Here is a 12,651-nt window from a genome sequence, read left to right on the forward strand (position 1 = left end):
ATGCCACCGCCCGGGGCCTGGCGGATTCAGCGAACCTGGCGAACGTGGCGGACTTGGCAGACCTAGTGCAGCCGCGCGCCGTTGGGCACCGGGCGTTCCACGCCCGCGAGCACGATGGCGCCCTGCGCGTCCGCAAAGCCGGTCACGAGCACTTCCGAGGCGATGCCGGCAATGCGCTTCGGCGCGAAGTTGCACACGCACAGCACCTGGCGACCGACGAGCGAATCGGGCGTGTAGTGCACGGTGATTTGCGCGCTCGACGTCTTCACGCCCAGCTCGCCCAGATCGACTTCCAGCACGTAGGCCGGTTTTTTCGCTTTCTCGTTGACTCGCGCGGCGACGATGGTCCCCACGCGCAATTCGACTTTCTCGAAGTCCTGCCATTCGATGGTCTCGGCCATGCTCGCTCCCTTCCTCGTTCCGTTCCCCGTTCCGTTCCCGTTCCGTTCCTGAATCGATGGATATCGGTGGATGATGAAGCGCACAGACTAGCGTCCCGGCGCCGCCTGCGGCTTGTGAAATTCGGCAGCCGGCTGCCCGCTGCGCTGCTCGCGCCGCCACGCGGCGGGCGTCTGGCCGAAATGCCGCCGAAACGCGTGGGTAAGGGCGCTCTGATCGTTGAAGCCGACGTCGAGCGCGATGTCGGCCAGCGCAGCGTCGGTGCTTGCGAGCCGCTGCGCGGCGCGCGCCAGGCGCAGGCGCATCAGGTGGCGATGCGGCGTCTCGCCGGTCATCGCGACGAAGCACTCGTGGAAGTGCCGCACGCTCATGCCTGCTTCGCGCGCGAGCGTGGCGGTGTCGGCGGGCGCGGCCAGATCGGCACGCAGCCGGGCGTCGACGCGTGCGAGATCGAGCCGCACGGTGCGCTGCGCGTGGCGGGCGGGCGCGAGCCGGGCCATGAGGGCGTCGAGCCATTCGCGCACGACGGGGTCGGTCTCGCTGAGCGGCCGGCCCGCGTCCACGCCGGCCGCGATACGGCGCGCGAGCGCCAGCAGCGACGCATCGAGCGAAAAGAACGCCTCGCATGCAAACGCGCGTGCGGCGCCGGTGAGCGCGGCGAGCCGCACTGGTACATCGAGCACCACCTGACGGTTGGGCCCGTCGCCGCGGTAGTCGTGGCGCATGCCGGCCGGGATCACCACGCCGTTGCGCGCGCCCACGCGGCCGTATCGCGCGGCGTCGCCATCGAGCGAGATCGCCATGCGTCCGGACAGCCCGATCACGACTTGGTGAAAGTCGTGGGTGTCGCTGTTCTCGGTCGGACAGTACTCGCGCAGTTCGAGGATCGGGGCGGACATGGCCAGGGAAAAATCGGACGAAGCACCACGCCGGGGAATAAGGCGCGAACGGTGCATGACTACAGGTTATGAAAAAACGCGCAAAGCAATCCCGGATTCATTGGTTCGAACGCGCGGACCGCCTCGCTAAACTGGTTCATCAGTGGCCGGCGGACCCCGGCCCGCACCGGGTGCCGGGCGCGCGTCGCGTCGTGTGCACGTATGCGGTGTGCTTCGAATCCACAGGGCCGGCGCGCGACGCGTGCGTGACACGGCCCGTCTTTGGCAGGGAAGTATGACATACGCCGTCACGATCTCGGGCAGCCCGTCGGGCGCCTCGCGCAGCGCCCGGCTGCTGCGCTTCGTCGAACACGAACTCGCCGCGGCCGGCATTGCCGTGCGGCGCATCGACATCCGCGCACTCGCGCCGGCCGCGCTGCTCTCGGCCGACACGTCCCACGACGATCTGCGTCACGCGCTCGCACAGGTGGCCGGCGCACAGGCGGTGGTCGTGGCCACGCCCGTCTACAAGGCCGCGTACAGCGGCTTGCTCAAGGCCTTTCTCGACGTGCTGCCGCAGGACGGCCTTGCCGACAAGCTCGTCGCGCCGTTTGCCACCGGCGGCAGCCCGGCCCATTTGCTCGCGCTCGACTACGCGCTCAAGCCGGTGCTCTCGGCGCTGGGCGCACAGCACATCCTGCGCGGGGTCTTTGCCGTCGACCAGCAGGTGCCCAAGGAAGACGGCGCGCTGCTCGACAGCACCATTGCCGAGCGCCTGGGCGCGACCGTCGACCAGCTCTCGCGGTGGCTGCACGAGCGCGAGGTGATCCGCCAATGGCCGGCCGCCGCCGCGCGCCCCGGGCTCGCGCGCGCCACGCTGGCTGCCTGATCGCCGGAGCCAGCATGCAAGTCTTCTGGTTCATTCCCACACACGGCGACACGCGCTACCTGGGCACGTCCGAGGGAGGGCGCGTCTTCGACTTCGATTACGCACGCCAGATCGCGAGCGCTGTCGACGCGCTCGGCTACGAAGGCGTGCTACTGCCTACGGGCCGCTCGTGCGAAGACGCCTGGGTGACGGCGTCGAGCCTCATCGGCGCCACGCGGCGTCTCAAGTTCCTCGTGGCGGTGCGCCCGGGCATTGCATCGCCCGCCCTGAGCGCGCGCATGGCCGCGACGTTCGATCGCCTGTCGGGGGGCAGGCTGCTGATCAATGTCGTGACCGGCGGCGATGCGGGCGAGCTCGAAGGCGACGGCTTTTTCGCCGACCACGCCCAGCGCTATGCCGTCACCGACGAGTTCCTGCGCATCTGGCGCGCGCTGTTCGAGAAGTCGCATACCGGCGAGACGGTGGATTTCGAAGGCAGGCATCTGCGTGCGAAGGGCGCGAAGCTGTTCTTCCCGCCGGTGCAGGCGCCGCATCCGCCGCTGTACTTCGGCGGTTCGTCCGACGTTGCGCGCGAGATCGCCGCCGAGCAGCTCGACGTCTATCTGACGTGGGGCGAGCCGCTGGCCGACGTGGCCGAGAAGATCGCCGACGTGCGCGCACGTGCGGCCCGGCGCGGCCGCACGCTGCGTTTCGGGCTGCGGCTGCACGTGATCGTGCGCGAGACGGAAGACCAAGCGTGGCGCGCGGCCGACGCGCTCATCAGCAAGCTCGACGACGACACCATCGCGCGCGTGCAGGCGCAGTTCGCGAAGATGGATTCGGAAGGGCAGCGTCGCATGGCGGCGCTGCACGGCGGACGCCGCGACAAGCTCGTGATCGCGCCGAACCTGTGGGCCGGTGTGGGGCTGGTGCGCGGCGGCGCGGGCACGGCGCTCGTGGGCGACGGGCCGACCGTCGCGCAGCGCCTGCGCGAATACGCCGAGTTGGGCATCGACACGTTCATCCTCTCGGGCTATCCGCATCTCGAAGAAGCGTATCGCTTCGCCGAACTGGTGTTCCCGCATCTGCCGCGCGAGGTGCGTGAGCGGCTCGGCAGCGCGCCGCTCGCCGGCCCCGTCGGCGAGCTGATGGCCAACAACCTCGTGCCGCGCGCTTCGCAGAGCTGAATTCGCGAGACAGAACCGAACGCCGACTGGAAGCGGGCGGCACCGTCGTGTGACGCTCGCCCGCATGGATACGGGCTGCGAGAGCCCGGGGAAAAATGAGCATGACGCAAACGAGCATGACGCAAACGCTTCACTCCGACGCCACTGACACCGCCAACGTCGCCAACGCCGCCGACGGCGGCCTTCGGCAGGACCGCAACGGCTCGCCGGCGCGGCCCGTAACGGCGGGCGCGGCTGCCGCCGGGCCGCTGCTGCAACGCCTCTGGCGCGCCGGCGCACGGCGGCTCGCACCGTGGATCGTGCCCGTTGCGCTCGTCGCGGCGTGGCAGGCTGCCGCACAGGCGGGCTGGCTTTCCACGCGCGTGCTTCCCGCGCCTTCGGCCGTGGTCGACGCGGCGTGGCAGCTTGCCGTGAGTGGCCAGATCTGGCGCGACATCGGCGTCTCGACGGGGCGTGCGGTGATCGGCTTTCTGATCGGCGGCGGCCTGGGCCTGCTGCTCGGCATGCTCACCGGCTTGTCGCGCGTAGCCGAGACGGCGCTCGATTCTTCGTTCCAGATGCTGCGCAACATCCCGCATCTGGCGCTCATTCCGCTGGTCATTCTCTGGTTCGGCATCGACGAGAAGGCCAAGCTGTTCCTCGTGTCCATCGGCGTGTTCTTCCCCATGTATCTGAATACTTACGCGGGCATTCGCGCCGTCGACCCGGCGTTGGTCGAGATGGCGCGCAGCTATGGTCTGCGCGGCTGGGCGCTGTATCGCGACGTGATCCTGCCCGGCGCGCTGCCGTCGATCCTCGTCGGCGTGCGCTTCTCGCTCGGGTTGATGTGGGTCACGCTGATCGTGGCGGAGACGATCTCGGCGCAGTCGGGCATCGGTTATCTCACGATGAACGCGCGTGAATTCCTGCAGACCGACATCGTGCTCGTGGGCATTTTGCTGTACGCCCTGCTGGGCAAGCTGGCCGACGTGCTGGCCAAGGAACTGGAGTTTCGCTGGTTGCGCTGGCATCCGGCCTTTCAACGAGGAGCTGTCGCATGAGCGCACAACAACTCGCCCCGGTCGCGGGCGTCGACATCGAAGCCGAGTGGACCGCCGAGCAACGTGCCGCCGCCGGCGTGTCGCTCGACCCCCATGCCGATCCGTTCGGCACGCAGTTTCCGCTCGGTGTCAATGCAAGCGCGCGGGCCGCGCATGCCGCGTCGCGCACTGCGGCGGGCCACGCGCACGCGGGTGCGACCAACCTGAAGGTCGTGCATTCGACGGCAGGCCCGGCGGCTTCGGGCCTGCGGATCGAGGCGATCAGCAAGCGCTATGGCGCACGCCCGGTGCTCTCGGACTTCTCGCTGTCCATTCCGCGCGGAGGGTTTGCTGCCATCGTGGGGCGCAGCGGTTGCGGCAAGTCCACGCTGCTGCGGCTCATCGCCGGGCTGGAGACGCCAGACGCCGGCCACATCGCGCTCGACGGCCACACGCTCGCGGGCGAGACCGATGGGGGGCCGGCGGGCGTAACGAGCGTAACGGGCGTGACGGGAGTGACGGGCGTGACGGGCGTGACAGGCCCAGGCGGTGTAACGGGCGCCGCCGGCGTGGCCAGTGCAGCCAATGTCGCCACGCGCATCATGTTTCAGGACGCTCGGCTGCTGCCGTGGCGCACGGTGCTGCAGAACGTGGCGCTCGGTCTGCCGAAGTCCGCGCACGCAAGGGCGCTCGACGTGCTGCGCGAAGTCGGTCTGGCCGAACGTGCGCATGACTGGCCGAGCCAGCTCTCGGGCGGTCAGCGCCAGCGCGTGGCGCTCGCGCGCGCGCTCGTTCATCAGCCCGACCTGCTCCTGCTCGACGAGCCGCTCGGCGCGCTCGATGCGCTCACTCGCATCGAGATGCACGCGCTCATCGAGCGTCTCTGGCGTGCGCACGGCTTCACGGCGCTGCTCGTCACGCACGACGTGCAGGAAGCCGTGGCGCTTGCCGATCGCGTGGTGCTGATCGAACACGGCCGGTTGGGGCTGGACCAGGCGGTGTCGCTCGCACGTCCGCGCGCTCGCGGCAGCGCCGAATTCGCCGGGCTCGAGGCGCAGGTGCTCGCACGCGTGCTGCAAGCCGAGCCGCCCAACGCGCCGCAGGCCGCCGCGCCGGCGCCGACCTGGCCCGCCGCCACCGTGCGCTGGGCGGTCTGACACGCTCGCGCTACGCCGCTTGCCGATTTTTTCGTTCACACTTTACGTACATTGGAGTTCACCATGGGTATCACCGCCATCAACGTTCGCAACCAGTTCAAGGGCCGAATCCGCGAAATCCTGCGCGGCCCGGTGCTCTCCGAAGTCGACGTCGAGACGCCGAGCGGCATCGTCACGTCGGTCATCACCACGCGCTCGATCGACGAGTTGCGTCTGGACGTGGGCTCCGAAGTCGTGGCGCTCGTCAAGGCCACCGAGGTCTCGCTGGCCAAGCTCTGAGCGGCGACGCGAACCGAACGGCGACGCGAGCCGCCAGCAGGATTCATCGTGCGCATGCGGGTAAGGCGCCCGATGGCTCCCCAGGAAATTCCGAGCCCGGCTCGGACTGTGCCGCGAATGCACGCACTCGGCTGATATAATGACGGCTTCCGAATGTTGGCGACCCGCCTGCGCGAGACCCTCCGCCGCGGGCGTTTTTGTTTGTTGCCAACGCGATGCACCGAAGCCAAATCATGACCACTGTCCGCACCCGCTTTGCGCCTAGCCCGACCGGATTCATCCACCTGGGCAACATCCGTTCCGCTCTTTATCCGTGGGCCTTCGCGCGTCACAACGCCGGCGCGTTCGTGTTGCGCATCGAGGACACCGATCTCGAGCGCTCCACGCCGGAAGCGGTGCAAGTCATTCTCGAAGGCATGCAATGGCTCGGGCTCGACTACGATGAAGGGCCGTTCTATCAGATGCAGCGCATGGATCGCTATCGCGAAGTGCTGCAGCAGTTGAAGGACGCCGGCCACGTGTATCCGTGCTACATGAGCATGGAAGCGCTCGACGAACTGCGCGAGCAGCAGCGCGCGCGCGGCGAGAAGCCGCGCTACGACGGCCGCTGGCGCCCGGAGCCGGGCAAGGTGCTGCCCGAGCCGCCGCCCGGCGTGCAACCGGTGCTGCGCTTCAGGAACCCGCTCACGGGCAGCGTCGTGTGGGACGACGCCGTGAAGGGCCGCATCGAAATCTCGAACGAAGAGCTCGACGATCTCGTGATCGCACGCCCGGACGGCACGCCGACGTACAACTTCTGCGTCGTGGTCGACGACATCGACATGGATATCACGCATGTGATTCGCGGCGACGATCACGTGAACAACACGCCGCGCCAAATCAACATCTTCCGCGCGCTGGGCAAGGAGCCGCCGGTCTACGCGCACCTGCCCACGGTGCTCAACGATCAGGGCGAGAAGATGTCCAAGCGCAACGGCGCGATGAGCGTTGTGCAGTATCGCGAGGAAGGTTTCCTGCCGGAGGCCGTGCTCAACTATCTGGCGCGTCTGGGCTGGGCGCACGGCGACGCCGAAGTGTTCTCGCGCGAGCAGTTCGTCGCGTGGTTCGATCTGGAGCATCTGGGCAAGTCGCCCGCGCAGCACAACCCGGAAAAGCTGCTGTGGCTCAACAGCCAGTACCTGAAACAGGCCGACAACGACCGTCTGGCCGGCCTGGCCGAGCCATTCCTGCAGAAGGCGGGCGTGTCGATCGAGGGCGGGCCCGCGCTCGCCGGCGTGGTCGCGTTGTTCAAGGATCGCGCGAACACGGTCAAGGACATTGCGCAAAGCGCGCAGATGTTCTATCGCAAGCCGGCGCCGTCGGACGCGGACCTGGCGCAGCACATGACGGACGCCGCGCGCGCGGCCGTGAAGGATCTGGCCGCGGCGCTCGCCGCCTTGCCCGAGTGGAAGAAGGAGGCGATCTCGGCGGCGTTCAAGGCCACGCTCGCGCAGCACGGTATGAAGATGCCGCAACTCGCGATGCCGGTGCGCCTGCTCGTGGTGGGCACCACGCACACGCCGTCGATCGACGCGGTGCTCGAGCTGCTCGGTCGCGAGACGGTGCTCGCGCGCCTGGGCGCCTGAAACGCTGACGCAGGAACGCAAGGGCAGGCGGCGCCTGCCGGACGCGCCGTGGAAAAGAAAAAAAGGGCTGCCAGGGGCAGCCCTTTTTCGTGCTTTCGTGCTTTCGTGCTTGTCGGGGGGGGCGCGGGCTTACGACTGCGCGTTGTCTTCCGTCGCGCTCGCGCCGGTCTTCGACTTGGCGGCCGGGCGTCCGGCGCACGAATAGCCCTCGAGCAGCTTGACCATCTGCGCATAGATCTTCGGGTTGCCCGCGAGAATCTCGCCTTCGAACAGGAAGTTCGAGTCGCCGGTGTAGTTGCCCACCAGACCGCCCGCTTCCGTGATCAGCAGGCTGCCCGCGGCCATGTCCCACGGATTGAGGCCCTGCTCGAAGAAACCGTCCATGCGGCCGGCGGCGACGTTCGCCAGATCGAGCGCGGCGGCGCCCGGACGGCGGATGCCGGCGCAGTGTTCGGTCATCGTGCCGAACATCTTGAGGTAGTTTTCCACGCCTTGCAGGTCTCGGAACGGGAAGCCCGTGCCGATCAGGCCGTCGGCCAGACGGTCGCGGCGCGAGACGCGGATGCGCTTGCCGTCGAGGTAGGCGCCGCGGCCGCGCGAGGCCGTGAAGAGTTCGTTGCGGGTGGGATCGTAGACCACCGCTTGCTGGACCACGCCCTTGTGCGCCAGCGCGATCGAGGTACAGTAGTAGGGCAGGCCGTGAATGAAATTCGTGGTGCCGTCGAGCGGATCGATGATCCACTGATATTCCGAATCCGAGTTGCCGTGCGCCTCGCCCGATTCTTCGGCAAGGACGGCGTGGTCGGGATAGGCCTGGAGAAGGGTGTCGATGATCGCTTGCTCTGCCGCCTTGTCCACTTCCGTCACGAAGTCGTTGTGCTGCTTCTTGCTGACCTTGATGACGTCAACGTCGAGGGAAGCCCGGCTGATGATGCCGCCGGCACGGCGCGCGGCCTTCACCGCGATATTGAGCATGGGATGCTGCATGACAGATTCCTGTTAAGGCCATCGCCGCGCAACAGGCGACCCCTGTGGGCCGGACGGCAGGCATGGCGGACAAAGCGAACGAATTGGGCAAGAGCGATGTCCCGGCAAGCGCCGCACGCGTGGCGACTCGTTTGCGAGGACGAAAACGCGTATTTTAGCAAAAAGGCGTGCGGTCCGCTTTGCCGTTTTTGCGCTCTGACCCTTTTACTGCGGCAGTCGTCGGTCCCGTGCGCTCCACCGCGCCCGTCGGCGGGGCATCTCGGGAAGGTGCGGCGGTGCCCCCAGGCCCGGGGGGGCGCGTGATCGATGCGCCCGATCCTGGCCCCCCGACCCGGCACGTCGTGCCCCGCACGCGAAGCGATTCAGGCAAAATAGCGGCGTTTGCGCGGACCCGCCCGCGCCGCTCGGACGCCGATCAGCCGCCGGCCGCCGTCGGTTCGTGCCGATGGGCGCCGCTCGGTGCCGATTAGTGCCGATTAGTGTCGCTTAGTGTCAATTAACGCCAGTCAGCGCCCGGTCAACGTGTTCAAGGCGCTGCCGCACGGGGCTGCTCCGCAAGCGCCCGCCCACGTCATGCTGCCCCGGTGTCATTGCCGTCATCGTCGTTCTATGTCTCAGTCCATTGCTTCTGCCGGTCCCTTCGATTCCTCCGGCGCCGTCGATCCCACCGCCGCGCCGCCGTTGTTCGATCGCGTGCGCTTCGTGCTCAACGAGACGAGCCATCCCGGCAATGTCGGCTCCGCCGCGCGCGCAATCAAGACGATGGGCTTTGGCCGTCTCGTGCTGGCCGCGCCGCGGGGCGGCGCCGAAGTCCTGCGCGAAACGCAGGCCGTGGCGCTCGCGAGTGGCGCGGACGACGTGCTGGCGAGCGCGCTTGTCGTGCCGGACCTGGACACGGCGCTGCACGGCGTGAGCTGGGCCGTCGCGCTCTCGGCGCGCTCGCGCGAATACGGACCGCCGAACGCCGAGCCGCGCGAGAGCGCCGCGCTGGCCGTGCAACATGCGGCGCAGGGCGAGGCGGTGGCCTTCGTGTTCGGCAGTGAGCGCACGGGGCTGTCGAACGCCGATGTCGAGCGCTGCAACGCACTCGTTCACATTCCCGCCAATCCGCGCTACAGCTCGCTCAATCTTTCCCAGGCGGTACAACTGATCGCGTATGAAGCGCGCCTGGCATGCCTCGCGCACGAGCGGCGCGACTCGTCGGGCGGGAGCGGGCAGGCGAGCGCGGCAGCATCGACGGCAGCATCGACGGCAGCGCCGGTGGCGCCCGGCGCGGGCGCGCACGATTCGCTCGCGACGCGCGACGACGTCGAGGGCATGCTCGCGCATCTGGAGCGCGCGCTCGTCGAGCTCGATTTTCTCGATCCGGACAATCCCAGGAAGCTCATGACGCGCCTGCGCCGGCTTTTCGCGAAGAGCCATCTGGAGCGCGAGGAGGTCAACATCCTGCGCGGCATCGCCAAGCACATCCTCGAGCGCAAGATCCGGCGTTGAGCACGCGGCCGATGTGACGAGCGACGATGGCCGCGCTGCGGCCATTTTCGTCGAAAGGGGGCGTCTGCACACATTGGCAAAACCCCATACAATCTTCAGTCACAAGCTTATCGGTCTCTCGCGGATATGAATCGTTTGCGCCAGCGTTGCGCCGCCTCCCTGCCTTATCACGTGCACTGTTAGCCCTGTGCCGACACGCGTGGTCCTGCCGTTTGCGCCAGGTGCCACCGCCCCAGGTCATGCCCCGCCGCACCGCCCGCGCGCCGTGCCGGCCGGCGGCTCTCCGGTTACGCCGCGACGATCCTGCCCCGAGGCGGCAGGACGCGCACCACAGGATCGACTTCAGGCTCATGTTTACCCGTCTTCGCGAAGATATCGCCGCCATCCGGCAAAAGGACCCCGCCGCCCGCAGCAACTGGGAGGTGCTGACCTGCTATCCGGGTTTGCACGCCGTCATGCTCCATCGCGTGGCCAACGGTTGCTGGCGCGCGGGCTTCAAGTGGCTCGGCCGCTACATATCGCAGTACGCGCGCTTTCTCACCGGCATCGAGATTCACCCGGGGGCAACGCTCGGCCGCCGCGTCTTCATCGATCACGGCATGGGCGTGGTCATCGGCGAGACGGCCGTGGTCGGTGACGATTGCACGATCTATCAGGGCGTCACGCTCGGGGGCACGTCGCTCACGCGCGGCGCGAAGCGCCACCCGACGCTCGAGGCCGGCGTGATCGTCGGCGCCGGCGCGAAGGTGCTCGGCGGCTTCACCGTGGGCGAAGGGGCGAAGATCGGTTCGAACGCCGTGGTGGTCAAGGAAGTGCCGGCCGGCGGGACGGCCGTGGGCAATCCCGCGCGCATCATTCGTCCGCGCAGCGCCGAGGCGCCGCGGACCGACGCACAGGCCGCACCAGCCGCGGGCGCGCCGGGCGGCAATGGACGCAAGGCGGAATTCTCGGCATACGGCGTCACGCCGAACGCGGACGATCCCGTCTCGCTCGCCATTCACGGCTTGATCGAGAACGCGACCGACCAGGCGCACAAGATCGACGTGATGGTCGCCGCGCTCAACCAGCTTGGTGCGCACCTGGAGGCGCTGGGCGCGAGCCGGATCGATACGGCCGAGCTGCGCAAGCTCGGCAAGGAGATCCAGGAAATGTGAAGCGCATCGCGCGCGGCACGGTCAAAGCGAAGCGGCCCGCCGTCATGACGGGTCGCTTCGCTTGGTTTCATTTTGCACTTTCGTACTTTCGTACTTTCGTACTTTCGTACTTTCGTGCGGACGGCTTACCCGTCGGAGGTGTCGGTGTCGGTGTCAGTCGCGTCGGCGGCCGGCAGGCCCGACGTGCTAGGCGCCAGATCGACGGCGCGCAGGCCGCGAGCGTCCCATTGCAGGTAGCCGCCGCGAGGCGGCGTCACGTCGAACTCCCAGTCGGGCAGCACCCAGCGCACGCGACGCCCGTCGGCATGGCGCGCCGGACGATGCGTGTGGCCATGCACGAGCGTGCGCTCGCCTGTGGCGTCGAGCAAGGCGTGGATGGCGTGCTGATTGGCGTCGGCATACGCCATCCGGTGAGCGCCCCGGGCGGCGCTGCGTCGGCGGATGCGATCGGCGAGCGCCATGCGCACCCGTAGCGGCAGCGCGAGGAAAAACGCCTTGCCCAGCGGCGAGTGCGCCACGCGGCGAAAACGCTGATAACCCACGTCGTCGGTGCACAACTGGTCGCCGTGGCTGAGCACGAGCGCCTGGCCGAGAAACGAGAACACGCACGGATCGTCGAGCATCACCGCGCCGGCAGCGCGTGCGAAGCGCTCGCCGAGCAGAAAGTCGCGGTTGCCCCGCATGACGGCGATCGGCACTCCGCTGGCCGCGAGCCCGGCCAGCGCGGCGGTCATGCGCCGCGCGAACGCGCCAAGCGGCTCGGTCGTGGTGGCGGAGGCGGAAGTGGTCGAGGCGGCGGGCGCGTCGCGGCCCGAGACGGGCATGTCGGCGCCGAGCATGTCGTCGCCCACCCAGTATTCGAACAGGTCGCCGAGGATGAAAAGGATGGACGCTTCGCGCGCGGGACCGCGCAGGAAGTCTTCGAACACTTGCACCGTGCGCGGCAGAGCGGGCGAGAGGTGAAGGTCGGAAATGAAAAGCGCGGGCCCGTCGCCCCGTGGTGTCACGGGGCATTGCGGGCACCGCGCAGTCGATACCGGCATCGATTGTCGCAGTGAGCGGGCAGGGTGCTTACGCGACGATGACGGCCTTCTCGATCACGACGTCGTCGACCGGCACGTCCTGATGAAAGCCCTTCGAACCGGTCTTCACGCCCTTGATCGCATCGACGACTTCCTGGCCTTCGACGACCTTGCCGAACACGGCGTAGCCCCAGCCTTGCGGCGTGGGAGAGCTGTGGTTCAGGAAGTCGTTGTCGGCCACGTTGATGAAGAACTGGGCGGTGGCCGAATGCGGATCGTTCGTGCGGGCCATGGCCAGCGTGTACTTGCTGTTCTTCAGGCCGTTGTTGGCTTCGTTGTCGATCGGAGCCTGCGTGCTCTTTTGCTTCATGCCCGGCTCGAAACCGCCGCCCTGGATCATGAAGCCGTTGATGACGCGGTGAAACACCGTGTTGTCGTAGAAGCCGGCTTTCACGTAGTTCAGGAAGTTCTCGACCGTCTTCGGGGCCTTGGCTTCGTCGAGCTCGATACGGATGATGCCGTGATTGGTGTGCAGTTCAACCATGATGCTTTCCTTCTGATGAAATGGTCCCGGCAGGCCGG

Annotated in this window: 13 protein-coding genes; 8 read left to right on the top strand and 5 right to left on the bottom strand. The window is 68.0% G+C overall.

Going from position 1 to position 12,651, the window contains the following annotated elements; all coding sequences use genetic code 11:
• Nucleotides 1–62 precede the first annotated feature (62 nt).
• Together PNO31109_RS08210 and PNO31109_RS08215 are read right to left on the bottom strand one after the other, a co-directional pair.
• Nucleotides 63–401, bottom strand: a complete 339-nt coding sequence (locus PNO31109_RS08210) for a tRNA-binding protein (RefSeq protein WP_150555102.1) — start codon at nucleotides 399–401, stop codon at nucleotides 63–65.
• Nucleotides 402–488: 87 nt separating this feature from the next.
• Nucleotides 489–1,298, bottom strand: coding sequence for a helix-turn-helix domain-containing protein (locus tag PNO31109_RS08215; protein ID WP_174966327.1), 810 nt, complete (start codon nucleotides 1,296–1,298; stop codon nucleotides 489–491).
• A 274-nt stretch (nucleotides 1,299–1,572) separates the two neighbouring features.
• On the opposite strand from PNO31109_RS08215, the gene ssuE reads away from it, so the two are divergent.
• From ssuE to gltX, 6 genes are all read left to right on the top strand, one after another.
• Complete coding sequence (gene ssuE / locus PNO31109_RS08220) at nucleotides 1,573–2,166, top strand: NADPH-dependent FMN reductase (RefSeq protein WP_150555104.1); 594 nt, start codon at nucleotides 1,573–1,575, stop codon at nucleotides 2,164–2,166.
• 14 nt (nucleotides 2,167–2,180) lie between these two features.
• Nucleotides 2,181–3,332, top strand: coding sequence for an FMNH2-dependent alkanesulfonate monooxygenase (ssuD, locus tag PNO31109_RS08225; protein ID WP_150555105.1), 1,152 nt, complete (start codon nucleotides 2,181–2,183; stop codon nucleotides 3,330–3,332).
• A gap of 101 nt (nucleotides 3,333–3,433) precedes the next feature.
• Complete coding sequence (gene ssuC / locus PNO31109_RS08230) at nucleotides 3,434–4,372, top strand: aliphatic sulfonate ABC transporter permease SsuC (protein ID WP_241013869.1); 939 nt, start codon at nucleotides 3,434–3,436, stop codon at nucleotides 4,370–4,372.
• Between the two features lie 203 nt (nucleotides 4,373–4,575).
• Nucleotides 4,576–5,508 carry an ATP-binding cassette domain-containing protein gene (locus PNO31109_RS08235; protein ID WP_306440556.1) on the top strand — a complete coding sequence of 311 codons (933 nt, stop codon included), beginning with the start codon at nucleotides 4,576–4,578 and terminating at the stop codon, nucleotides 5,506–5,508.
• A gap of 63 nt (nucleotides 5,509–5,571) precedes the next feature.
• Complete coding sequence (locus PNO31109_RS08240; protein WP_010807342.1) at nucleotides 5,572–5,787, top strand: TOBE domain-containing protein; 216 nt, start codon at nucleotides 5,572–5,574, stop codon at nucleotides 5,785–5,787.
• A gap of 230 nt (nucleotides 5,788–6,017) precedes the next feature.
• Complete coding sequence (gltX, locus tag PNO31109_RS08245) at nucleotides 6,018–7,412, top strand: glutamate--tRNA ligase (RefSeq protein WP_150555157.1); 1,395 nt, start codon at nucleotides 6,018–6,020, stop codon at nucleotides 7,410–7,412.
• Between the two features lie 129 nt (nucleotides 7,413–7,541).
• On the opposite strand, the gene PNO31109_RS08250 is transcribed toward gltX, so the two are convergent.
• The gene (locus tag PNO31109_RS08250; RefSeq protein ID WP_150555107.1) at nucleotides 7,542–8,399 is read right to left on the bottom strand and encodes an inositol monophosphatase family protein; all 858 of its coding nucleotides are present in this window, start codon (nucleotides 8,397–8,399) and stop codon (nucleotides 7,542–7,544) included.
• A 609-nt stretch (nucleotides 8,400–9,008) separates the two neighbouring features.
• Here PNO31109_RS08250 and PNO31109_RS08255 point away from each other — a divergent pair.
• On the top strand, nucleotides 9,009–9,893 hold the full coding sequence (locus tag PNO31109_RS08255; protein WP_150555108.1) for an RNA methyltransferase: 885 nt from the start codon (nucleotides 9,009–9,011) through the stop codon (nucleotides 9,891–9,893).
• A 350-nt stretch (nucleotides 9,894–10,243) separates the two neighbouring features.
• On the top strand, nucleotides 10,244–11,047 hold the full coding sequence (gene cysE / locus PNO31109_RS08260) for a serine O-acetyltransferase (RefSeq protein WP_150555109.1): 804 nt from the start codon (nucleotides 10,244–10,246) through the stop codon (nucleotides 11,045–11,047).
• A 125-nt stretch (nucleotides 11,048–11,172) separates the two neighbouring features.
• Here cysE and PNO31109_RS08265 read toward each other — a convergent pair whose 3' ends face one another.
• Both PNO31109_RS08265 and PNO31109_RS08270 read right to left on the bottom strand, forming a co-directional pair.
• Nucleotides 11,173–12,090 (bottom strand): UDP-2,3-diacylglucosamine diphosphatase, encoded by a 918-nt coding sequence (locus PNO31109_RS08265; RefSeq protein ID WP_241013871.1) that lies wholly within the window; start codon nucleotides 12,088–12,090, stop codon nucleotides 11,173–11,175.
• Between the two features lie 28 nt (nucleotides 12,091–12,118).
• A complete protein-coding gene (locus tag PNO31109_RS08270) occupies nucleotides 12,119–12,613 on the bottom strand; it encodes a peptidylprolyl isomerase (protein WP_150555111.1) in 495 nt (164 codons plus the stop codon).
• Between the last annotated feature and the right edge of the window lie 38 nt (nucleotides 12,614–12,651).

This window comes from Pandoraea nosoerga (genome assembly GCF_902459585.1).
Lineage (GTDB): Bacteria > Pseudomonadota > Gammaproteobacteria > Burkholderiales > Burkholderiaceae > Pandoraea > Pandoraea nosoerga.

Excerpts from the sequence above, each read along its gene's own strand:
- PNO31109_RS08210 (WP_150555102.1), bottom strand. The coding sequence starts at position 401 with ATGGCCGAGACCATCGAATGGCAGGACTTCGAGAAAGTCGAATTGCGC.
- PNO31109_RS08215 (WP_174966327.1), bottom strand. The coding sequence starts at position 1,298 with ATGTCCGCCCCGATCCTCGAACTGCGCGAGTACTGTCCGACCGAGAAC.
- ssuE (WP_150555104.1), top strand. The coding sequence starts at position 1,573 with ATGACATACGCCGTCACGATCTCGGGCAGCCCGTCGGGCGCCTCGCGC.
- ssuD (WP_150555105.1), top strand. The coding sequence starts at position 2,181 with ATGCAAGTCTTCTGGTTCATTCCCACACACGGCGACACGCGCTACCTG.
- ssuC (WP_241013869.1), top strand. The coding sequence starts at position 3,434 with ATGACGCAAACGAGCATGACGCAAACGCTTCACTCCGACGCCACTGAC.
- PNO31109_RS08240 (WP_010807342.1), top strand. The coding sequence starts at position 5,572 with ATGGGTATCACCGCCATCAACGTTCGCAACCAGTTCAAGGGCCGAATC.
- PNO31109_RS08250 (WP_150555107.1), bottom strand. The coding sequence starts at position 8,399 with ATGCAGCATCCCATGCTCAATATCGCGGTGAAGGCCGCGCGCCGTGCC.
- PNO31109_RS08255 (WP_150555108.1), top strand. The coding sequence starts at position 9,009 with ATGTCTCAGTCCATTGCTTCTGCCGGTCCCTTCGATTCCTCCGGCGCC.
- cysE (WP_150555109.1), top strand. The coding sequence starts at position 10,244 with ATGTTTACCCGTCTTCGCGAAGATATCGCCGCCATCCGGCAAAAGGAC.
- PNO31109_RS08265 (WP_241013871.1), bottom strand. The coding sequence starts at position 12,090 with ATGCCGGTATCGACTGCGCGGTGCCCGCAATGCCCCGTGACACCACGG.
- PNO31109_RS08270 (WP_150555111.1), bottom strand. The coding sequence starts at position 12,613 with ATGGTTGAACTGCACACCAATCACGGCATCATCCGTATCGAGCTCGAC.